Origin of the sequence: Streptomyces arenae (assembly GCF_022343545.1) — a bacterium.
In the GTDB taxonomy this organism is placed as follows: Bacteria; Actinomycetota; Actinomycetes; order Streptomycetales; family Streptomycetaceae; genus Streptomyces; species Streptomyces humi.
The window spans coordinates 215,614-238,477 of sequence record NZ_JAKQYH010000073.1 but is presented as its reverse complement, the minus strand read 5'-3'; the positions used below and the strand labels follow the sequence as shown (position 1 = coordinate 238,477).

Here is a 22,864-nt window from a genome sequence, read left to right as displayed (position 1 = left end):
CCACAGGGCGCGGCCGGGCACGGCCCGTGGTGGCCGTCGCCGCCACAGCGGTCTGCTGATGGCCGCGCCCGCCCTGTTCCTGTTCGCCCTGTTCGGCCTGGTCCCGCTGGCCGGTGTGCTGGTGCTGAGCCTCTCCCGCTGGGACGGCCTCGGCTCGATCGGCTGGTCCGGCCTCGCCAACTGGACCGGTGTCCTCACCGACGACGCCACCTGGCAGGCGCTGTGGCTCACCCTCAAGGTGATGGTGGTGAGCTGGCTGGTCCAGACCCCCGTGTCGCTGGCGCTCGGCCTCTTCCAGGCCCCCCGCGGCCGGCTGCGGGCGTTCCTCGCCGTGGTGTGGTTCCTGCCGCTGCTGCTGTCCGCGGTGGCGATCGGCGTGACCTGGCAGGCCCTGCTCGACCCGTCGTTCGGCATCGGCGCGGCCCCCGGGCTGCACTGGCTGGCCAAGCCCCTGCTGGGCTCGCCCGATCTGGCGCTGTACACGGTGATCTTCGTGATCGCCTGGCAGTTCGTGCCGTTCCACGCCCTGCTCTACCAAGCGGGCGTGCGCCAGATCCCGGTGTCGCTCCACGAGGCCGCCGCCATCGACGGCGCCGGACCCGTCACCCGGCTGCTGCGGATCACCCTGCCGCAGCTGAAGTACACGTTCGTCACGTCGAGCACGCTCATGCTGGTGGGCTCGCTGACCTACTTCGACCTGATCTACGTGCTGTCCGGCGGCACCGGCGGTCCGGGCACCGCGACCCGCGTGCTGCCGCTGGCCATGTACATCACCGGCTTCCAGACCCACGACATGGGCCGGGCCAGCGTGCTGGCCACGCTCCTGGTGGTCTTCGGCCTCGTGCTGTCGCTGCTGACCACCCGCCTGTCCGGCTTCACCCGTATGGACAGCCAGCAGGAGGGCATGTGAGCACCGTCGTCGCGACCCTGCGCCGTACCGCCACCGGCGGCGCCGCGCTGCTGTGGACCGCTCTGGTCGTCGTACCGCTGTACTGGGTGGTCGTGACCAGCCTCCGCGGCCAGGCCGACTTCACCAGCGGCAACCCGCTGGCGCTGCCCGGCCACCCGAGTCTGGACAACTACCGGACCGTCCTCGACGGTGACTTCACGACGTACCTGCTCAACAGTGTGGCCGTGACGGCCGCCACGGTCGCGGTCGTCATGGTCGTCGCCCTGATGGCCGCCTTCTCGATCGTCCGCCACACCAACCGCTGGTCCCGCCTGACCTTCCGCCTCTACCTCCTGGGCCTGGCGATCCCGCTCCAGGCGGTGATCATCCCGGTCTACCTGCTGATCATCCGCATGCACCTGTACGACAGCCTGCTCGCGATCGTGCTGCCCTCGGCGGCGTTCGCGCTGCCGGTCACCGTGATGATCCTGGTCAGCTTCCTGCGGGACGTGCCGCGTTCGCTGTTCGAGGCGATGGTCGTGGACGGCGCCGGCGACTGGCGGATGCTGTTCTCGCTCGCCGCGCCGATGGCCCGGCCCGCGCTGGTCACGGTCGCCGTGTACGACGGCCTCCAGGTCTGGAACGGCTTCCTCTTCCCGCTGATCCTCACCCAGAGCGGCGACAAGGCCGTACTGCCGCTCGCGCTCACCCTCTACAAGGGCGAGTTCGGCATCAACGTGCCCGCCACCATGGCCGCGGTGGTCCTCTCCACCCTGCCCATGCTGGTGGTCTTCGTGCTCGCCCGACGGCAGCTGGTCGCCGGACTGACCGCCGGATTCTCCAAGTAACGCAGACCGCGAGGGAGCCGGCCGGCGCCGTGACGCGCCGGCCGCCCTCGGCATGCCCCGAGACAACCCCCACGAGGAGTCGTGCATGACGACCACCACGCCGGACCACTCCGCGCTCTCCCCGGCGGGTGACGACCGCCCCTGGACGGATCCGGACCGCCCGGCCGACGAACGCGTCGAGGCACTGCTCGCCCGGCTCACCCTGGAGGAGAAGGTCGCCCAGCTGAGCAGCACCTGGGAGGACGTCGAGCCCGCGGGCCCCGAAGTCGCCCCGGGCACCAACCTGTTCGGCCGGGTCGGCGACCTCGACGAGACCGCCCGGCACGGCCTCGGCCAGCTGACCCGCCCCTACGGCACCCTGCCCCGGCCCGCTCTGGAGCACGCCCGTCTGCTGGCCGAACGCCAGCGGCAGATCACGGCACAGAGCCGCTTCGGCATCCCGGCCATGGCCCACGACGAGTGCCTGACCGGCTTCACCGCCTACGGCGCCACCATCTACCCCACCTCCCTCGCCATGGCCGCCACCTTCGACCCGGCCCTGATCCGCCGGGTCGGCGCGGCCATCGGCACCGACATGGCCGAGGCCGGCGTCCACCAGGGCCTCGCCCCCGTCGTCGACGTCATCCGCGACTACCGCTGGGGCCGCTGCGAGGAGACGTACGGCGAGGACCCGTACCTCGTCGGCGAGATGGGCGAGGCCTATGCCCTGGGGGTGCAGAGCGCGGGGGTGTACGCCACCCTCAAGCACTTCGCCGGGTACTCCGCCTCCATGGGCGGCCGCAACCACGCCCCGGTGGGCATCGGCCGCCGCGAACTGCACGACGTCATCCTGCCGCCCTTCGAACGGCTGGTCGCCGCCGGTGTCGGGTCGGTCATGAACTCGTACGCCGAGATCGACGGCGAGGCCCCGGCCGCCAGCCGCCGGCTGCTGACCGACGTACTGCGCGGGCAGTGGGGCTTCGAGGGAACCGTCGTCTCCGACTACTGGTCCCTGCCGTTCCTGGTGAACGCGCACCGGGTCGCCGCCGACCTGTCCGGGGCCGGGGCGCTGGCCCTGGCCGCCGGGATGGACGTCGAACTGCCCGACCAGCGTGGCTTCGGGGCCGTGCTGGTCGCCGCCGTCCGTGCCGGTGCGGCCGACGAGGCGGACGTCGACCGGGCGGTGCGCAGGGTGCTGCGGCAGAAGATCGCACTCGGTCTCCTGGACCCCGGCTGGGATCCGGTCCCGGCCGCCCTGCGCGCGGGCGAACTCGACCTGGACAAGCCGGAGAACCGCCGGCTCGCCCACGCGGTCGCGCAGGCGAGCGCCGTTCTGCTGTCGAACGACGGGACACTCCCGCTCCCGTCCACCGGCCGTATCGCCCTGATCGGCCCGTGCGCCGACGACGTCCGCACGATGTTCGGCTGCTACAGCTTCCCCAACCACGTGCTCTCCGACCGCGACGACCTCGGCAACGGTGTCGAGGCGGTGTCGCTGCGCACCGGTCTCGGCAAGGAACTCCCCGATGTCTCCTGGGAGTTCGCCCAGGGCTGCCCGGTCAGGGACGAGGACCGGGCCGGGATCGCCGAGGCGGTCACGGTGGCCGCGGGCGCGGACCTGGTGGTGCTGGTCGTCGGCGACAGGGCGGGCATGTTCGGCATCGGCACCTCCGGCGAGGGCTGCGACGTCGAGGACCTGCGGCTGCCCGGCGTGCAGGAGGAGCTGGTGGACGCCGTGCTGGCGACCGGCACCCCGGTCGTGCTGGTGGTCAACAGCGGACGGCCTTACGCGGTGGGCCGGTTCGCGTCCCGTACGGCGGCTCTGGTGCAGGTCTTCCTGCCGGGCGAGGAGGGCGGTCGCGCGGTCGCCGAACTCCTCTCCGGTTCCGCGAACTTCAGCGGCAAGCTGCCGGTGCAGATCCCCGACTCGCCCGCCGGGCAGCCGTACACGTACCTCCATCCGCCGCTGGGCGACCGGCAGAGCTGGCTGTCCAACCTCGACCCGACGCCGGCCTTCCCCTTCGGGCACGGTCTGTCGTACACGGCCTTCGAGATCGGCGGGCTGACCGTCGACCGCGAACAGGTGCCGGTCGACGGGGAGTTCACGGTCCACGTCCGGGTGCGCAACACCGGTGCGGTGGCCGGCGCCGAGACCGTGCAGCTGTACTTCACCGATCCCGTCGCCCAGGTCACCCGGCCGGTGCGGGCACTGCTGGGCTTCGCCAAGGTCGCACTCGAAGCCGGTGCGGAGGCGACGGTGCGCTTCGACGTGCACACCGACCGGCTGGCCTTCACGGGGCTGGCGGGGCAGCGGATCGTCGAGCCCGGCGAGATCGTGCTGTACGCGGGTTCGTCCAGCGGCGACACCCCGGCGGAGGCACGGGTGGAGCTGGTGGGCGGGGAACGGGACGCGGCAGTGCTGCGTCAGCACGGTGTGCCGGTGCGGGTGGAGCGCGGCTGAGCGGGACGCCCGGGAGGGGCGGACGGCAGCAGCCGTCCGCCCCTCTTCCGTTGGTCGGACGCGAGGTACGGACGTTCAGGCGCGCGGAACGGACGTCGAGGTCCGCAGGACCAGTTCCGTCGCCAGCTCGATGCGCGGGGAGGCCGGGCGGCGGCCCTCGGACAGTTGCAGCAGCACCCGGGTCGCCTCGTGGCCCAGCTCCTCGAACGGCTGGCGCACCGCGCTCAGCGGCGGGCAGGCCATGGCCGCCACCAGCGTGTCGTCGAACGACATGACCGCGAGGTCGTCGGGGACCCGCAGGCCCTGCTGCCGGGCGGCCTCCAGTACGCCGAGCGCCTGCGCGTCGCTGGCCGCGAACACGGCCGTCGGCCGCCGCTCGGCGCGCAGCAGCTGCAGGGTGGCGGTGAGCGCCTCGTCGTAGTCGAAGTCGGTGGAGCGCACGATCGCCGGGTCGTAGCCGATGCCCGCCTCCTCCAGCGCCGCCCGGTAGCCGTGCAGCCGGGCCGCGCCGGCCAGCGAGTGCGAGCGGCCCGCGACCATGCCGATCCGGGTGTGCCCGAGGCCGAGGAGATGGTTGACCGCGTCCCTGGCGCCGCTCCAGTTGGTGACGCCGATGCTCGGGATGTCCGAGGAGGGTGCGCTCAGCGGGTCCACCAGCACCACCGGCAACCGCTGCTCGACGATCCGGCGCTGGTCGTCCTCGGACAGCATCGAGATCACGATGATCAGTCCGACCGCGCCGAGCGCCACGCACTCCTGGAGCCACTGGGAGATGGAACGCCGGCCGGTGGTCCCGGTCACCACGTCGACACCGAGTTCACCGGCCGCGTCCACGATCCCGCGGACCACCTCCAGCGTGTACGGACCCGACAGGTCCCGGAACACCGTGATGATCTGGCGCGGCGGCGGTGTCTCCCGCTCCCACGGGCGCACGTACCCGTGCCTGGCCAGCAGCTCCTCGACCCGGTCGCGGGTCGCGGCGCCCACGTCACGGCGCCGGTGCACCACTTTGGACACGGTGCTCAGCGACAGGCCCGCCTCCTGGGCGATGCTCGTCAGCAGACCGTACTGCGCGTCCAGCTGTCCCTTGTCCTGAACGGTCACTCCACGTCCGTTTTCCCGCTCGAATTCCCGCCGCAAGCCAACAGCACCGGGCGCCGGCGGACAAGACCGCGGCGCCCGGCGCTGTGCAGACCTACGCCCTGCTCCAGACCTGGTTCGTGCCGCCCAGGCCGGTCCACAGCTCGACCTTCGAGCCGTTCGCCGTGCCCGCTCCGGTGACGTCGAGGACGTAACCGTTGGAACGGTTCACTATCGTCCCGTCGACCCGGAACGCCCACTGCTGGCTGGTCTTGCCGTTGCAGGCCCACAGGATGACCGGGGTCCCCGCCGTGGTGCCGTCGCCGTTCGCGGCCAGGCACTTGCCGGAGACCCGCAGCTCGCCCGCGGTGGTCCGGGTGACCGTCTGGTTGGCGTTCCCGGAACAGGTGTAGATCTGCACCTGGACACCCGTCGCGCCGTTCGGCACGTCCAGGCACTTGCCGGAGCCGCTGCCCTTCAGCGTGAACGTGGCGTCCGTCGGCAGCGGGTCCTGGACGAGCTGCCACTCCTGGGAACCATCGCTGGTCGCCGCCTGCACGGTGACGACGCCGCCCGCGGTGGCGCCCGTCATGTACAGACTGGTGTTCTTCACGGACTGGAGCCTGTAGTAGCCGTTCGTCGTGGCGACGAGCGTCCACTGCTTGTCGGTGCCGCCGTCGTCGACCCACTGGGCCAGCTGCTGTCCTGCCGTGGCCGTGCCGGTCCAGATGGCGGCCGCGCGCCCGCCGGTCTTGTTCAGCAGCGTGACGTTGCCGCCCTTGGCGGTGACGTGCCAGCGCTGGGCGGCGTCGGTGGAGCTCACGGCACTCGTCACGATGTCGGCGACGTTGCCCGTCAGGTTCGCGTCCTGCGTCTTGCCGCTACTGGGGCTCAGGGCCTGGCCGGTCAACCGGTTGACGAGGCTGTAGTAGGCGCCGTCGGACTGCCCGAGGTCGACCTCGGCATACTTCACCGGGCCGACGCTCGTCCCGCTCCAGGATGCCTGGAGGATCAGCACGCGTCCGGTGCCGTCCACGTACTGGAGGCCGCGGCTGTACCCGGCAGCGATCGACGTCTGGTACTGCTTCCAGGTGCCGGTGCTCCTGCCGGACTCGTTCACCCAGACGCTGCCGCTGCCGGCCGCGTTGTAGACGAGCCGCCCGTCGGGCAGCGAGGTCAGCACCGGACTGCCGCCCGTCGCGAGCGCGGCCCCTCCGGTCGGCACGGGCAGCGCGGTGACCGCCGCGTCGGTGGCCGCGTAGAACTTCGTCGGGTCGTCGGCGATCTTGTACCGGGTGTTGGTGCCGCCGCCCCAGTACTCGTACGTCATGAGCCACTTGCCGTCGGTCGTCGGGACGACCGTCGTCATGCCCGGCCGGCCGCCGCCGATCTCCGTCTTCCCGCTGCCCATGCTCACCGTGGCGCCCGGGACGTCGACGACCGGGCTGCTCCAGGACGCGCTGGTGCCGTCCCAGGTGCGGTGCACCAGGACCTGGCCGCCGGAGTCCGTCGCGGTGTCGTTGTCCGGGTCGAGGGTCGGGGCACCGGTGGACGTGCTGTACCCGGTGTAGTCGTTCTCGTCGGAGTAGTAGGCGATCAACTCCCCGTTGTGGGCCAGCAGATGCGGCTCCCAGATTGGGTCGACCTGCTTGTTCGTGTTGGCGGTCGAGGTCCGGCCGACGGCGCCCGCGCTGCCGCCCTGCCAGCCGCCGGCGGCGATGATGTTCTCGAAGCTCCAGGTCGCGCCGTCGTCGGTGCTGGCGTACAGGGCGAGCGCCACGTCCTTGCGGTCACCGTCGGCCGTCGGGGTCCAGCCGGCGTTCGCCGCCTTCTGCTCCTCGTAGTAGTAGTCGTCCCCCGAGACGATGCTCGCGAGCAGCAGCGTGCCCGCGCTCAGGCCGCCCACGCTCTGCGGGAGGACGTAGAGGTACGGGTTGGTCCAGTTGCTCGTGTACTTGGCGTACTGGGAGTCGCCGGAGAGGTACGCCGGAGCCTTCACGTCGGAGAGCTTCGCCCACGTGGTGCCGTAGTCGTCGCTCTTGTACACGGGCAACGTCTGCCCCACCGGAGCGGTCTCGCTGTCCTCGAACGTGGCCACGATGCGCCCGCTCGGCAGCTGCGCCGACTTCGGGTAGAGCACGCACGGGCTCTTGTTGCAGGCGGCGGCGTCGGTCGCCGTGTACAGGTTGGCCGGGCTCGGCTGGTACGCCGCGGCCGTGGTCGTGGAGGCGATGGCCAGTGCCACGCCCATGGCTGTGGCTGACGCAGCCGCGAGAGCCTTTCTCGCCCATGTCTTCATGAATACCGAAACCCTTTCGCGCCCCGCCGTCTCAGGGAATGCGAATGCGGCACAAGGAGAGTCCTGAGTTGGCTGCAGTCAGTATTGGGACGCGATACCGCCATGTCACCGGCGCGTTTCCGAAACTCTTTCGCGGTCCGGCCGTCACCGGGTGTTGACGCCGGCGACGGCCGGCGGCCGTCAGACCGTCGACAGATCGATCGCCCGGTCCAGTTCGCGGGGGCGCAGGACGCGCAGGATCGCCTCGAGAAGGTAGTAGTCGGCGTAGGGGAGGGAGATCTCGATGCCGTCCTCGGCGGGGCGGTTGCGGGTGCAGCGGGCGACCACGGCCTCGGCGCGGGCGGAGCGGGTGGTCAGGCAGGACCGGCACAGCGCGCCCAGTATCCGAAGGGCCGTGGTGCGGTAGGGGTGGTGGCCGGTGGCGGCGGCCAGGTCGAGCAGTCCGCAGGCCGTCACGGCCCCGGCGGAGGCGTCCTTGATGTCGTACGGCTGCTGCGGCGCCCGGTAGTCCCAGACGGGCACGTGGTCCGCGCCGAGGGCCTGGACGGCGTAGTCGGCGAGCCTGCGCGCGGTGTCGAGGAACTCGTGGTCGCCGGTGCGCCGGTACATGGTGGTGAAGCCATAGACGCCCCAGCCCTGGCCGCGGGCCCAGGCCGAGGTGGGACTGTAGCCCTGGACCGTGTTCGGACCGATGGGGGTGCCGGTGGCCGGGTCGAGGTCGTAGACGTGCGGGATGGATCCGTCGGGGCGCGGGAAGAGGCGCCGGGTGGTCCGCGCGTGTCCCACGGCCGCGTCCAGGAAGGCGCTCTCGCCGGTCTCCCGGGCAGCGAAGACGAGCAGGTCCAGGTTCATCATCGTGTCGATGATCATGCGGCCCGCGTTGTCGGGGGTGTCGAGCGCGCCCCAGGCGCGCAGATAGCGGCCGCGCGGGTTGTAGCGCTGGAGCAGCGAGCGGGCGGCCTGCACGGCGCCGTCCCGCCAGGAGGTGTCGCCGGTCAGCCGCCAGGCGGTGACCCAGGAGGGCGTGAACAGGAAGCCCAGGTCGTGGGTGCCGGTGTCGTGGCGGCGGGGGGCGAGCCGGGCCGCGGAGTCGAGGGCGAGGGCGCGCAGGGTGTCGTCCCCGCTGTGCAGCCAGCCCATCCACAGGACACCGGGCCAGAAACCGCCGACCCAGTCGCCGTTCTGGGAGTACACCCACTTCTCGAACCTGGTCCCGACCGGGAACGCCGTCACTTCGGGGGCGACCGAACGCACCTTCTCCACCGCGTAGTCGGCGGCCGCGCGCAGCTCCTGTCCGGTGGCCGCCGGCACCGGATCGTCGCACGCCTGCGCGGACTGCGGCGCCGCCGCGTACGCCACGGCACCGCCGGCGGTGGCCAGTACGGCTCTTCGGGACATGCGCATGGGGGGCTTCCTCTCCAACAGGTCTGATGTGCAGGGGAGTTGGGGGAGTCTTGCATGCCTGGCGGGGCGCCGAACATACATGTGCGCGAAGTTCGTGTATGTGAACTCACCGCCGGCCCATGGGCGCTCGGCCGCGCGGACCGGCCACGCAGACGTCGATCTCGGCGCTTCGCCCACCGTTACGGCGCGCTGTATCGTACGCGCGGCACCACCCGAACCACCGGAATGTAGCGCCAACTCCCGTACCGGCACGTCGAGTTCACGGGCGTGCCGGTTCCTTCCGCCGCTCCCGGAGGAACCGTGGCAACCAGCCGCCCGCACCGTTCTCGGACCCCTCTGACCCGACGCAGATCCCTCGCCCTGACGGCCGCCCTCGCCGCGCTGTGCGGTGTCGCCCTCACCCAGCCCACGCCGGCCCGCGCGGACGCCGCCGCCGACCGCGCCGCCCTCGCCCAGTGGTGGGCCCCGGTCAACTTCCAGGACGTCGACGCCACCGGCGAGACCGCGCTCGGCGGATCGTGAGCAGGGCTCGGCGCGCGTGATCGGCCCGGAGCTGGTGTGCTGGGGGAGGGGGTATCGGGCCGTTTCCGTCGTACCCGCTCCGGGAGAGACGTCATGAGTACCTACCGAGTCGCGCAGGTGTCCGCCGCGGGCGGGTCGTTCGAGATCGTCGAGCGGGAGGTGCCCAGGCCGGGACCGCGTCATGTGCGGATCGCGGTGGAGGCCTGCGGCATCTGCCACAGCGACACCCTCTTCGTGGACGCGGTCGTCCCGGGCGTCACGTTCCCCGTGGTGCCCGGGCACGAGATCGCCGGGCGGATCGAGGAGATCGGCGACGGCATCGAGGACTGGGGCTGGGCCGTCGGCGACCGGGTGGCGGTCGGCTGGTTCGGCGGCAGCTGCGGCCACTGCAAGCCCTGCCGGCAGGGCGACTTCATCGTGTGCGAGACCATGAAGACGCCCGGCTGGGCCTACGACGGCGGCTTCGGCACGAAGGTGATCGCGCCGGTCGACGCCCTGGCCCGGATCCCCGACGGGCTGACCGCGGCCGACGCAGGCCCCATGGCCTGCGCGGGCGTGACCACCTTCAACGGGCTCAGGCGCAGCCCCGCCGAACCCGGCGACCTGGTCGCCGTCGTCGGTCTCGGCGGTCTCGGCCACCTCGGCGTCAAGTACGCGGTGGCCATGGGCTTCGAGACGGTGGCCGTCGCCCGCGGCCCCGAGAAGGCCGACTTCGCCAAGCAGCTCGGCGCCCACCACTACGTCGACTCCACGGCCGCCACCCCCGTCGCCGAGGCCCTCCAGTCGCTCGGCGCCGCCAAGGTCGTCCTCGCCACCGCGGGCAACTCCCAGGCCATCTCGGCAGCCGTCGACGGGCTGGCGCCCCGCGGCGAACTGGTGGTGATCGGCGCCGACCCCGAGCCCCTCGGGATCACCCCGTTCCACCTGATCATGGGCGGCCGGGTGGTCCGCGGCCACCCCTCCGGCACGGCGCAGGACGTGCAGGACACCATGGAGTTCAGCGCCCTGCACGGGATCCGTCCGACGATCGAGACCGTACCGCTGGAGCAGGCGGACGAGGCCTACCGGAAGATGCTGTCCGGGGCCGCGCGCTTCCGCATGGTGCTCACCTACGACTGACAGCGGGGTCAGGGGCCCACGGCCCGGGCCGCGAGCAGCGCGATGTCGTCCTCGGAGCCGGTCGCGAGGCGGGCCAGGACCGTGTCGACGATCTTGTCCAACGGGTCGGTGGGGCACAGCGACAGCCCCGTCAGCCGCGCCAGACCACGGTCGATGTCCTCACCGCGCCGCTCCACCAACCCGTCGGTGTACAGCAGCAGCACCCCGCCGCGCTCCGGGGTGACCCGCTGCTCGTACCGGCCGAGCCCGCTGCCGAGCGGCGGCCCGACCGGCACCGGGACCAGGTGCATCGAACCGCCGGGGGCGAGCCAGACCGGCGGCAGGTGGCCGGCGCTGGCATAGGTCAGGGTGGCGACCGCCGAGTCGCCGAGCGCCAGGAAGCAGGTGGCCACCCGTTCGAAACCGGAGTCGGCGACCATCCGGTCCGCGTGCTGGAGGATCCGGCGCGGCGAGAGACCCGCGAGGGCCAGGGCACGCAGGGTCGAACGGTAGTGGCTCATGGCCACCGCCGCGTCCACGCCGTGGCCCATCACGTCCCCGATGACCAGCATCGTCCGGCCGTCGGGCAGCGTGAGGACGTCGTACCAGTCGCCGCCGATCAGCGAACCGTCGTCGGCGGGCCGGTAGCGCGCGGTCGTCTCCACACCGGCGTGCCGTTGCAGCTGGCCCGGCTCGGCCAGCAGGGCCCGTTGCAGCTCCAGGGCCATGGTGTGCTCACGCTCGAAGCGGACCGCCCGGTCCAGGGCGCGGGCCGCGCGGGCGGCGAGTTCGCGGGCCACCGTGGCGTCCTCGGCCGAGAACGGCGCCGACTCGCCGGCCCGGGCCAGCAGCAGGACGCCGAGGACCCGGCCGTCCGAGACCAGCGGGGCCAGGAGCACCGAGTGCACCCCCGCGGCCAGACACGCCCGGGCCGGCGGCCAACGCGGGATCAGCGACCGCCACTGCGCCTCGGTGATCGCGTCGCGCCGCCACACCCGGCCCGCAGCCAGGCTCCGCCGGGTACCGGCACCGCGCGGCCAGCCGACCAGCTCACCGCGGGCGTCCAGCGCCGCCAGGCCGGTCACCAGCCCGGGACGGGTGGCGTACGCCACGAGCCGGGTCGGCGTCCGCCGCGCCGACGCGGTGTCCGGGGGCATGAGTTCCACCCCGGACGCGTCCGCGAGTTCCGGTACCACGAACTCGGCCAGCTCCCGGCAGGTCCCGGCGACGTCGGTGCCGGTGCCGATCCTGGACGCGGCCGCGTCCAGCAGCGCCAGCCGCCGGTGGGCGCGCTCCAGCTCGTACACGTACTGCTGCGGCTCACTGATCTCCAGGCCCACCCCGGCGACGCCCACCACCTTGCCCGAGCTGTCCACGAGTCGGTGGTACACACAGCGCCACTCCCGGACCTGGTACGGCGAGTCCACCCAGGTCCGCCCGGTGACGACCGTCTCGCGCGGGCGTCCGTCGCGCAGGATGTCCCGCAGCACCTGCTCGGAGCGCTGGATGTGCGGCAGCACCTCGTGCAGCCGGTGCCCGATGTACGCGGCGGCGGGCAGGCCGGTCATCCGGGCCATGTGCGGGTTCACGTACAGGTAGCGCAGGTCGGTGTCGAGGACGGCGAACCCGGCGCCGGAGTCCTCCACGATGCCCCGCAGCAGATCCACGTAGCCGATGGCGCCCGGCGGCGCACCCGGGGTCGCCGCCGCGGCGGCGGAGGCGGGCGTGGAGGAGGCGGCCGCGGGGGCCGGTTTCGGGGGAGCGGCCGGTCGTCGTGAGGAGGTGTCCCTGTCCACCCGGTCCTCCTCGCCTGCCCCCGCCCACGGCCGCCCTCATCGTGCAACAGGTCGCCGGGCGGCGCATCTCGTACGGTTCCGCTCACATCGCCCGGAGCGGGTCTGTGCGGCGGGCTTAACCCCCGCTGATCGGGAGCGGTGACGCCGACGTAATCAGGCGTACATACGGTCGAGGCCGAACGGAAGAGGCTGACCAGCAGGAACAGGGGGCGCCCGTGGCCGCGTCGGACTCCCGCAGCACCGGTACCGACAAGGTGCGGACCGTCTGTTCGTACTGCGGGGTCGGCTGCGGCATGGTCCTGGACGTCGGCACGGGCCCCGACGGCCGGCGTACCGTCCTGAAGGCCTCCGGGGACAAGGAGCACCCCGCGAACCTCGGGCGGCTGTGCACCAAGGGCGCCACCACCGCCGACATGCTCGCCGCCCCCGGCCGCCTGACCACCGCCCTGCTGCGGCCCGAGCGGGGCGAGGAGGCCGTCCCGACGGCCGTGGACACGGCGGTCGCCGAGACCGCGCGGCGGCTGCGCGCGATCGTCGACGAGCACGGCCCGGACGCGGTCGCCCTCTACGTCTCCGGCCAGATGAGCCTCGAGGCCCAGTACCTCGCCAACAAGCTGACCAAGGGCTACCTGCGCACCAACAACATCGAGTCGAACTCCCGGCTGTGCATGGCCGGCGCCGGCACCGGCTACAAGCTCTCCCTTGGTGCCGACGGCCCGCCCGGCTCCTACGAGGACCTCGACAAGGCGGACGTCTTCCTGGTCATCGGCGCCAACATGGCCGACTGCCACCCCGTTCTCTTCCTGCGGATGATGGACCGGGTGAAGGCGGGCGCGAAGCTGATCGTCGTCGACCCGCGCCGCACCGCCACCGCCGTCAAGGCCGACCTCTTCCTCCAGGTCAGGTCCGGCACCGACCTCGCCCTCCTGAACGGCCTGCTGCACCTCCTGCACGAGAACGGGCACACCGACCCGGGCTTCGTCGCCGCGTACACCGAGGGCTGGGAGGCGATGCCGGAGTTCCTGGCCGACTACCCGCCCGCCACCGTCTGCGAGATCACCGGGATCCCCGAGGCGGACCTGCGCGCCGCGGCCCGGCTGATCGGCGAGGCGGGGGAGTGGACCAGCTGCTGGACCATGGGCCTCAACCAGTCCACCCACGGCACCTGGAACACCAACGCCCTGATCAACCTGCACCTCGCGACCGGGAAGATCTGCCGCCCCGGCAGCGGACCGTTCTCGCTCACCGGGCAGCCCAACGCCATGGGTGGCCGGGAGATGGGCTACATGGGCCCGGGGCTGCCCGGCCAGCGGTCGGTCCTGGTCGACGCCGACCGCGCCTTCGTCGAGGAGGCGTGGGGCCTGGCACCCGGCACGATCCGCGCCGACGGCGTCGGCAAGGGCACCGTCGAGATGTTCCGGAAGATGGCCGACGGCGAGATCAAGGCCTGCTGGATCATCTGCACCAACCCGGTCGCCTCCGTCGCCAACCGCCGCACCGTCATCGAGGGCCTCGAAGCCGCCGAGTTCGTCGTCACCCAGGACGTCTTCACCGACACCGAGACCAACGCCTACGCCGACGTGGTCCTGCCCGGCGCCCTGTGGACCGAGACCGAGGGCGTCCTCATCAACAGCGAACGCAACCTCACCCTCGCCCGCCCCGCCGCCGACGCGCCCGGCGAGGCCACCGCCGACTGGCGGCTGATCGCCCGCGTCGCCCGCGCCATGGGCTACGAGGACGGCTTCACCTTCGACAGCGCGGAGGAGGTCTTCGAGGAGATCAAACGCTTCCACAACCCGGGGACCGGCTACGACCTGCGGGGCGTGACCTACGACCGGCTGCGCGAGCGTCCCGTCCAGTGGCCGGCCGCTCCCGAGGGCCCCGACCGCAACCCCGTCCGGTACGTCGACGCCGACGGATCCCTCACCTTCGCGACCGCCTCCGGCCGCGCCGTCTTCCACGCCCGCCCGCACCTGGCACCCGCCGAGATGCCCGACGACGACTACCCGTTCGTCCTGAACACCGGCCGCCTCCAGCACCAGTGGCACACCCTCACCAAGACCGCCAAGGTCGCGAAACTCAGCAAGCTCGACCCGGGCCCCTTCGTGGAGATACACCCTGAGGACGCGGCCGCCCTCGGCCTCGCCGACGGCGACTCCGTCGAGGTGGCCTCGCGGCGCGGGCGGGCGGTGCTGCCGGCGGTCGTCACCGACCGGGTGCTGCCGGGCTCCTGCTTCGCGCCCTTCCACTGGAACGACCTGTTCGGCGAGTACCTCAGCGTCAACGCGGTGACCAACGACGCGGTCGACCCGCTCTCCTTCCAGCCCGAGCTGAAGGTGTGCGCGGTGGCGCTGACCAAGGTGTCCACCCCGGTGACCGTGCAGACGCCGGGGACCGAGAAGATTCCGGGGGCCGTGGAGGCTCCGGGGACCGTGGAGACTCCAGGGACCGAGGTGACTCCGGCCGCCACCGTCGTGGCCTCCGCGGCCGTGGTCGCCCCCACCGCCGTACCGCCCTCCGCGGCCGCCGTCTTCGGTCTCGAACCCGCCCCGCCACCGGTCCTCACCGAAGCCGAACGGCACTACCTGGTCGGCTTCCTGGCGGGCGTCCCGGTCGGCGCCCCCGGCGTGCCGGTGCTGCCGCCCGACGCGCCCTTCAGCCCCGAGCACGCCCTGTGGGTCAACGGCACCCTGGCCGGCATGTACTCCCGCTCGTCGGAGCCCGCCGTCCCGGTGCCGACGCCGGCCACCCGGCAGGTGGTGATCCTCTGGGCCTCCCAGACCGGCAACGCCGAGGACTTCGCCGCCACCACCGCCGAGCGCCTCAACGCGCGCGGCCACACCGCCTCCCTGGTCGCCATGGACGAGGCGGACCCGGCCGCGCTGCCCGCGGGCGCCGACCTGCTCCTGATCACCAGCACCTTCGGCGACGGCGACGCCCCCGACAACGGCACCGGCTTCTGGGACGGCCTGGCCGGCCTCGACGCCGGCCGGCTCACCGGCCGCCGGTTCGCCGTCCTGGCCTTCGGCGACTCCAGCTACGACGACTTCTGCGGGCACGGACGGCGCCTGGACAGCCGTATGGACGAACTCGGCGCGGTCCGGCTGGCCCCGCGCACCGACTGCGAACCGGACTTCGAACCACAGGCGGAGGCCTGGCTCGACCAGGTGCTCACCGCGCTCAAGGACGGATCCCCCACGGCACCCGCCGCGTTCGCCGTCACCCCGGCCACCGCCATCCCGGCCACCAGCGCCGCCGCGCGCACCGGGTCCCGGCGCCCCGCCCCCGTCGCCGCCCGTCTCGTCGGCAACCGGCTGCTCAGTCTGCCCGGCGCCGGGAAGGAGGTCCGCCGGTTCACCTTCGACACCCGCGACGACGACACCCCGCTCGTCTACGAGGCGGGCGACGCGCTGAGCGTGCGGCCCCTCAACTCCACCTCGCTGGTCGGTGAATGGCTGGACGTCACCGGCCTGGCCGCGTCAACCACCGTCGAGATCAACGGGATCGGTGAAGTCCCGCTCTCCGAGGCCCTGTTGCGGCACCTGGACATCACCCGGATCACCCCGGACCTGCTGCGCTTCGTGGCCGAGCGCACCCGTGACCCGCGTGAGCTGCGGAAACTGCTGCGCCCCGACAACAAGGACGAGCTGGCCAAGTGGTCCTGGGGCCGGCAAGCGGTCGACGTCGCCGCCGAGTTCGGGATCCGGGCTGCCGCCGCGGACTGGGCGGGTGTCCTCGGGAAGCTGCAACCGCGCCTGTACTCCATCTCCTCCAGCCCGCTCACCGACCCCCACCGGGTCTCGCTCACCGTCTCCGTGGTCCGCTACGAGAACCTGCGCGGCGCACCCCGGCAGGGCGTCTGCTCCCCGTTCCTCGCCGACGCCGAGCCCGGCACGCCGGTCCCGGTGCACGTCCAGCGCGCCCCGCACTTCCGGCCGCCCGCCGACCCGTCCACCCCCATGGTGATGGTCGGCCCCGGCACCGGCGTGGCGCCCTTCGTCGGCTTCCTGGAGGAGCGCCGGGCCCGCGGCCACCGCGCCCCCAACTGGCTCTTCTTCGGCGAACAGCACCGGGCCACCGACTTCTACTACGAGGAGGAACTCACCGCCCTGCGCGCCGAGGGCGTCCTGACCCGCCTCGACACCGCGTTCTCCCGCGACCAGCGGGCCAAGGTCTACGTCCAGGACCGGATGCGCGAACACGGCCCGCTGCTGTGGTCCTGGCTCCAGGACGGCGCCCACTTCTACGTCTGCGGCGACGCCTCCCGGATGGCCAAGGACGTCGACCGCGCCCTGAAGGACATCGCGACCGTGCACGGCGGACTCACCGCGGACGAGGCGACGGCGTACGTCAAACAGCTGGCCACGGAGAAGCGTTACGTCCGGGACGTCTACTGATGCTTCATCAGGTGACGCATGGTGAGCGCCACCTGGAGCCGGAACCGGCCCTGCGGGGTACGCACCGGCCAGCCCAGCAGATGCTCGGCGTGCGTCAACCGGTCCTGCAAGGTGGAGTGGTGGACGTTGACCTCGGCGGCCGCCGCCCGCAGGCTCGCCGTCGACGCCACCGCCTCCAGGGTGCGCAGCATCCAGGGCGCGTCCGCCGCGGCGGCCTCCACGGCACGGACGTCCGGGGCCGGTTCCGCACCGGGTACGACGAGATCGGCGAGCAGCGCGACACCGCCCAGCTCGTCGGCGTGCACCACGTTCCGGCCGCCCGGGCCCGGTAGCCGGCCGTCGGAGGCGAACCGCAGCGCGGTCCGGGCCGCCGCCCAGGACCGGGGGAGCTCCGCGATCGCCACCGCCGGTCCCACCCCGGCCCGTCCCGGCACAGGCAGCGGCTGCCCGTCGGCCACGATCAGGGGTGGTCCGTCCGCGATCGCCACCGCCCGGACCAGCGCGGCCGCGCCGGTGGTGCCGGTGGTGCCGCCCAGGCCGAGCCGGCGCGCCGCGTGCAGCCGCGCCGGCAGCGGGGCGTCGGCGTCCAGGACGGTCTCGACCAGCGCCGGATCGTCCGCCTGCGGCGCCGGGACCCGCCCCCGGGTGCGGTCGAGCACGGATCGTACGGCCGCCGCGGCCCGCTCCAGGATCACCGCGTCCACGACGCTCGGCCCGTCGCCCGCGGCCCGCTCCAGCCACAGCGCCGACGGGCCGCCCGGCGTCAGCGGCGCCCCCGGCCAGCCGGGGTCGGGTACGCCCCCGTCGTCCACGCGCCGTCCGTCCGGCTCCACCCGCAGCCGGACCCGCCGCTCCGGGTCGACCAGCCGGGCCGGGCATCCGGCGAGCACGGCGGCCCCGCGCACCAGCGCCTCCAGACCGGCCCGGGACTCGGCCAGCCGGTCGAAGTACGCGATCACCGAGACGGCGGCCCCGGCATCCGGGTCCACCGCGGCCAGCCGTCCCGCCAGCTCCTTCATAGGGCCATGATGCGCCATCCGGTCCCCCGACGAGGAGAGCGGAGCGCCCCCCGGGCAACCCATGCGGGCGCGCGCCCCTCCTAGCTGTCGAGACACAGCGCCCGCACAGGCACCGACCGACAGGAGCCCTCGCTTGGACCGCAACGAGACCCCGGGCGGCGCCCCCTGGCCGTCCCGCCGGAGGTTCATGGTCTACTCGGTGGCCGCGGCCACCCTCACGGTCGCCGCCCCGCTCGGCTGCGACGCCCCGCCGGCCTCCGGCGCCGCCGAGGCATCCGGCGCCGCGGAGGCATCCGGCGGCGGCGGTCTTCTGGTCTCCGGCACCGACGAGGAGATGCTCGTCCTGGAGGTCACCGCCGCCAACGAGGTCGTCGTACGACTGCCCCGCGTCGAGGTCGGACAGGGCATCACCACCGCCGTCGCCATGATGATCGCGGAGGAGCTCGACGCCCGCCTCACCGACGTGCGGATCCCGCTCGCGGACGCCCGCCGCACGGGCAACCAGTACACCGGCGGTTCCAGCTCGGTCAGTTCGCTGTACGGCCCGGCCCGGCAGCTGGCCGCCACCGCGCGCGCCCGCCTGGTGACGGCCGCCGCCCGCCGGTGGCGGGTGCCCGCGCACACCCTGCGCACCTGGAACACCCGGGTCGTCGCCCGCGACGGCCGGACGGCGACCTTCGGCTCGCTCACCGCGAGCGCGGCCCGGATCCGCACCCCGGACGTGCCGAGCAGACCGAAGCCGGCCTCCCGGCACCGGGTGATCGGCAGGCCGACGACCAGGATCGACGCCCGGGACATCGTCACCGGAGCCGCGAAGTACACGGGGGACCTGGCGGTGGCCGGGGCGAAACCGACCGTGGTGGCCCGGCCGCCGACGCTGCGCGGCAGGCTCGTCTCCCTCGACGACACGGCCGCCCGCGCCCTGCCCGGCGTGCACGCGGTCGTGCGGATCCCCGGTGGCGTCGCGGTCGTCGCCGACACCTTCCACCACGCGTTCCGGGCCCGGGACGCGCTCAGGATCACCTGGGCGCCCGGCCCGCTCGTGGCCCTGTCCGACAAGGAGATCCGCGCCCGGCTGCGGGCCGCCGTACCCCGCCTCGGCAGCGCGCCGCGCGGATCGACGCGGGTCGAGGGCGAGTTCGCGTTCGCCTTCGTCAGCCACGCTCCGATGGAGGTGCTGACCGCGGTCGCCGACGTCCGCCCCGACCGGGCCGAGCTGTGGTTCTCCACGCAGACGCCGATGGACGCCCGGGACACCGTCGCCGCCCTGCTGGGGCTGCGGGCGGACGCCGTACGGGTCCATGTGGTGCGCGGCGGCGGCTCGTTCGGGCGGCGTCTCACCTTCGACGCGGCCGTCGAGGCGGCCCTGGTCTCCAAGGCGGCCCGCCGGCCCGTGAAGCTGATGTGGAGCCGCAACGACGACATCCGGCACGGCAGGATGCGCCCCGCCGGCCACCACCGGATCCGCGCCGACCTGGCCGGCGGCCGCGTGGTCGCCTTCCAGCACATGACGGCCTCGGTGGGCGAGTCCGCCGACGAGACCGGCCTGACCGCGCAGACCGGCGGGGTACGCCCGCTGCCCAGCGACAGCGGGCTGTACGACTTCGGCCGGGTGGGCGGCGACTCCGGCGGGATCGAGCTGCCGATCCCGCTCGGCGCCTGGCGCTCGGTGGACTCCGGAACCATGCGCACGGCCGAGGAGATCGTCGTGGACGAGGTCGCGGCCGCCCTGCGGCAGGACCCGGTCGCCTTCCGCCGCGCCACCCTGCGCGGCAAGGCGGTCCGCGCCGTCCTCGACAAGGTGGCCGCCGCCGGCCGCTGGGGCCGCGCCCTGCCCGCCGGAACCGGCCAGGGCGTGGCCGTCCACGAGGAGTACGGATCGGCCGTCGCCTGCCTGGCCGAGATCGACGCGAGCGATCCGGACAACCCCCGGGTCACGAAGATGGTGATGGCCGCCGACGTCGGTACGGCCGTCAACCCGCGCGGCCTGGAGGCCCAGCTCATGGGCACCGCGGTCGACGGCATCTCCACCGTGCTGCGGGCCGGGCTGCACATCGACCGGGGAGCGGTGCGCGAGGGCAGCTTCGCCGACTTCCACTACGCCCGCCAGCGGCACGCGCCGCTGGAGTTCGAGGCGCACATCCTCCCGTCGGGCGGGGAACCGGGCGGGGCCGGCGAACTCGGCGTCCCCGCTGCGGCGGGCGCGGTAGCCAACGCCTACGCCCGAGCCACCGGCCGCAAACCCCGCAGCTTCCCCCTCGCTTTCTGACCCTCCGCCGCCCAACTCCCAACCCACAACCACAACTCACGCTGCACAACACTCGCCCCACAACTCACACCCCACGACAACTCACCAGAAGGCACCCATGAGTTCGTACTCCTTCGTCCTCAACGGCGAACCGGTCACCGTCGAGGCACCCGCCGACATGCCGCTGCTCTGGGTGCTGCGCGACCTGCTGGGCGTCACCGGCCCCAAGTACGGCTGCGGGGTCGGCGTCTGCCGCGCCTGCACCAGCCACCTCGACGGCGCGGAGATCCAGCCGTGCGTGGTCCCGGTCGCCGACTGCGCGGACCGCGCGGTCACCACCATCGAGGGCCTGGCCGACGGCGACACCCTGCACCCGGTCCAACAGGCCTGGCTGGACTGTGACGTGGCCCAGTGCGGCTTCTGCCAGCCCGGTCAGATCATGGCGGCGGCCGCCCTCCTCACCCGCACCCCGCATCCGACGGACGCCGACATCGACCGCATCGAGAACGTCTGCCGCTGCGGCACCTACGCCCGGATCAGACAGGCCGTCAAGCAGGCAGCCGCCTCTTCCGGCGCACACGCGGCCACGGAAGACGGCGAGGCATAGCCGATCGGCCGACGACGGAGCCGTCCGACGTGCAGGTCTGATGGCGTGTCTCCGATGCGACAGGTCGAGATCGTAAAAAGTCGGTCGTTTCTGGACTCAAGTCACCAGTGGGGTCGGTGCGTATTACAGTTACCCGAGCTCGAACGGTGGGGATCCTGGGGGGATTCATGCAGGAGATGGTGAAGGGGTCCAACGTCACGTTGTCGGCCCTGAGCGAGAACGTCGGCTCGGTGATCGTGAGCCTCGGGTGGGTCAGCCCGAGCGGCGAGGGTGACGCGGACGTCTCCGTTCTGATGGTCGGCGACGACGGCAAGGTGCGCGGCGACGGCGACTTCTACTTCTACAACAACCCGGTGGCCGCCGATGGCAGCGTCCAACTGCTCGGCAAGACGCCCACCGAGGCGGGGGACGAGGACCGTATCGGCTTCGACCTGACCGCCGTACCGCAGGACGTCGACCGGCTGATCGTGGCGGCCAGCCGGTACCGGGACGCCCGCTTCGGCGAGTTGGAGAACCTCACGGTCACGCTCGCCGACGCGGCGGGTGATCCACTGCTCCGGTTCACGATCGAGGACGCCGACGCGGTGAGCGCCGTCATCTTCGGGGAGCTCTACCGCAGGGCGGGGGAGTGGAAGTTCCGGGCGGTCGGCCAGGGATATGCCGACGGACTGGCCGGACTGGCGACCGACTTCGGGGTGGACATCGACGACGACGCCGAGGCGCAGGGTGGGCTCGGCGTCCCGGCGGACGACGAACCGTCCGGCCCGGACGACCCCGCGCCGTCCGTCGATCAGGAGGCGGCGCCGAACCTGGACGGCGTCCCGGCGCCCCGTCCGCCCGCGGACGACACAGGGGTACAGCAGCAGCCGGCGGCCCGGCCCCGTACGGCCAAGAAGAAGGTCACCCTGCCCAAGGCGGCCGGGAAGTCGCTGGCGGAGAACGAGTCCTGGCGGGCGGCCCGGCTCTTTCCCGTCTCGGCCCTGAAGAGCGACCGGGACCGCGAGACGCGCGCCACCTCGGTCCTCCTCTCCGTGATGGCCCAGGTGCCGGAGTTCGGCCGGCGGCTCACCGCGGGATTCGGTGCCCCGGCCGGACGCATGGAGACGTTCACCGAGGTCTCCCTGCCGCACGGGGACACGCCCAGGCGTCCGGACGGGGTCGTCCGCGTCGAGCGGGCCGGAAAGCTGTGGACGGCGCTGGTCGAGACGAAGACCAACGGCAACAGCCTGAAGTCCGACCAGGTGCAGGCGTACATGGACATCGCGGCCCGCCGTGGCTACGAGGCCGTCATCACGCTGTCGAACGACGTGGCCCTCGAAGGCAGCCCGCTCGTCGATGTCAAGGTCGACGGCCGCCGCAAGCACAAGGTGGCGCTACGGCACCTGTCCTGGGCCGAAGTCGCTTATCAGGCCCAGCTGCTGATCCGGCACGAGGGTGTCGGCAACAAGGCGCACGCCTGGCTGCTCCAGGAACTGCTGCACTACCTCCAGCACGAGAACTCCGGCTGCCACGGATTCCAGAACATGGGTCCGTCCTGGGTCCCGGTGCGCAACGGCATCGACGACGAGACCCTGTGCCGCGGAGACTCCCGGGCCCTCGACGTGGTGGAGAGCTGGGAGCGGCTGGTCCGCCAGGTCTGCCTGAGGCTGGGCGGTGAGCTGGGGCAGAAGGTGCTCCCGGTGCGGGCCGCCAAGGGTGGCAGGGACCCCCGGGAGCGCCGCGGCCTGCTCGCCGACCAGCTGTGTGCCGAGGGCAGGCTCCAGGCCGAACTGCGCATCGAGGGCACGCCCGGGGTACTCACGGTCGTCGCCGATCTGCGCACCGGCAGGATCCGGACCGCCATGGAGATCCCGGCCCCCGAGCAGGGCTACCCGCTGAGCTGGGCCAAACGGCTGGTGCGGTCCCTCGCGGAGGCGCCGGCCGATCTGCACATCGAGACGCTGGTGGAGGGGGACACGGCCGGGCCGCGCGGCACGCTGGAGCGGCTCCGGCCCGAGCCCGCCGACCTGCTGCCGAAGACGGACGGCGCCCGGATCACCGGCTTCCGGCTGTCCCTTCTCAAGGGCATGGGCGGTGGCCGGGGTAACGCCGAGACCGGATTCATCCGCAGCGTCGACGACGCGGTTCAGCGGTTCTACGGCTCGGTCGTGGTCCACCTCGACCGGGCGGTCCCGCGCCGGTCCCCGGCCCGCCGGCCCGTGTCGGTCGGCTGATGTT

Annotated in this window: 14 protein-coding genes; 9 read left to right on the top strand and 5 right to left on the bottom strand. The window is 72.9% G+C overall.

Annotated elements, in window-relative coordinates:
- Positions 1–58: 58 nt before the first annotated feature.
- From MB828_RS36670 to MB828_RS36660, 3 genes are all read left to right on the top strand, one after another.
- Positions 59–910, top strand: a complete 852-nt coding sequence (locus MB828_RS36670; protein WP_301651955.1) for a carbohydrate ABC transporter permease — start codon at positions 59–61, stop codon at positions 908–910.
- Positions 907–1,737: a carbohydrate ABC transporter permease gene (locus MB828_RS36665; RefSeq protein WP_301651939.1), complete on the top strand. Its 831-nt coding sequence runs from the start codon at positions 907–909 to the stop codon at positions 1,735–1,737. Before MB828_RS36670 ends, MB828_RS36665 begins: the two co-directional genes overlap by 4 nt.
- Positions 1,738–1,822: 85 nt before the next feature.
- On the top strand, positions 1,823–4,177 hold the full coding sequence (locus MB828_RS36660) for a glycoside hydrolase family 3 N-terminal domain-containing protein (protein ID WP_301651938.1): 2,355 nt from the start codon (positions 1,823–1,825) through the stop codon (positions 4,175–4,177).
- A gap of 75 nt (positions 4,178–4,252) precedes the next feature.
- Here the strand turns inward: MB828_RS36660 and MB828_RS36655 are convergent, their stop codons facing one another.
- From MB828_RS36655 to MB828_RS36640, 3 genes are all read right to left on the bottom strand, one after another.
- Positions 4,253–5,281, bottom strand: coding sequence for a LacI family DNA-binding transcriptional regulator (locus tag MB828_RS36655; protein WP_301651937.1), 1,029 nt, complete (start codon positions 5,279–5,281; stop codon positions 4,253–4,255).
- A gap of 91 nt (positions 5,282–5,372) precedes the next feature.
- A complete protein-coding gene (locus MB828_RS36645; RefSeq protein WP_343236227.1) occupies positions 5,373–7,508 on the bottom strand; it encodes an RICIN domain-containing protein in 2,136 nt (711 codons plus the stop codon).
- Between the two features lie 228 nt (positions 7,509–7,736).
- Positions 7,737–8,960 carry a glycoside hydrolase family 88 protein gene (locus MB828_RS36640; RefSeq protein WP_301651936.1) on the bottom strand — a complete coding sequence of 408 codons (1,224 nt, stop codon included), beginning with the start codon at positions 8,958–8,960 and terminating at the stop codon, positions 7,737–7,739.
- 300 nt (positions 8,961–9,260) lie between these two features.
- Here MB828_RS36640 and MB828_RS36635 point away from each other — a divergent pair, with 300 nt between their 5' ends.
- Together MB828_RS36635 and MB828_RS36630 are read left to right on the top strand one after the other, a co-directional pair.
- Positions 9,261–9,482, top strand: a complete 222-nt coding sequence (locus tag MB828_RS36635; RefSeq protein ID WP_301651935.1) for a hypothetical protein — start codon at positions 9,261–9,263, stop codon at positions 9,480–9,482.
- 93 nt (positions 9,483–9,575) lie between these two features.
- Entirely contained in the window at positions 9,576–10,601 is a 1,026-nt protein-coding gene (locus tag MB828_RS36630; protein ID WP_301651934.1) for an alcohol dehydrogenase, read from the top strand.
- 8 nt (positions 10,602–10,609) lie between these two features.
- Here the strand turns inward: MB828_RS36630 and MB828_RS36625 are convergent, their stop codons facing one another.
- Positions 10,610–12,376, bottom strand: coding sequence for a SpoIIE family protein phosphatase (locus MB828_RS36625; RefSeq protein WP_301651933.1), 1,767 nt, complete (start codon positions 12,374–12,376; stop codon positions 10,610–10,612).
- 293 nt (positions 12,377–12,669) lie between these two features.
- Between MB828_RS36625 and MB828_RS36620 the strand changes: the two genes are divergently transcribed.
- Entirely contained in the window at positions 12,670–16,773 is a 4,104-nt protein-coding gene (locus tag MB828_RS36620; protein WP_430381486.1) for a molybdopterin-dependent oxidoreductase, read from the top strand.
- On the opposite strand, the gene MB828_RS36615 is transcribed toward MB828_RS36620, so the two are convergent.
- Positions 16,767–17,792: a helix-turn-helix domain-containing protein gene (locus tag MB828_RS36615; RefSeq protein ID WP_301651931.1), complete on the bottom strand. Its 1,026-nt coding sequence runs from the start codon at positions 17,790–17,792 to the stop codon at positions 16,767–16,769. The genes MB828_RS36620 and MB828_RS36615 overlap by 7 nt on opposite strands.
- A gap of 187 nt (positions 17,793–17,979) precedes the next feature.
- Here MB828_RS36615 and MB828_RS36610 point away from each other — a divergent pair, with 187 nt between their 5' ends.
- From MB828_RS36610 to MB828_RS36600, 3 genes are all read left to right on the top strand, one after another.
- Entirely contained in the window at positions 17,980–20,061 is a 2,082-nt protein-coding gene (locus MB828_RS36610) for a xanthine dehydrogenase family protein molybdopterin-binding subunit (protein WP_301651953.1), read from the top strand.
- Positions 20,062–20,158: 97 nt separating this feature from the next.
- A complete protein-coding gene (locus tag MB828_RS36605; protein WP_301651930.1) occupies positions 20,159–20,647 on the top strand; it encodes a (2Fe-2S)-binding protein in 489 nt (162 codons plus the stop codon).
- A 167-nt stretch (positions 20,648–20,814) separates the two neighbouring features.
- Positions 20,815–22,860 (top strand): TerD family protein, encoded by a 2,046-nt coding sequence (locus tag MB828_RS36600; protein ID WP_301651929.1) that lies wholly within the window; start codon positions 20,815–20,817, stop codon positions 22,858–22,860.
- Positions 22,861–22,864: the final 4 nt, after the last annotated feature.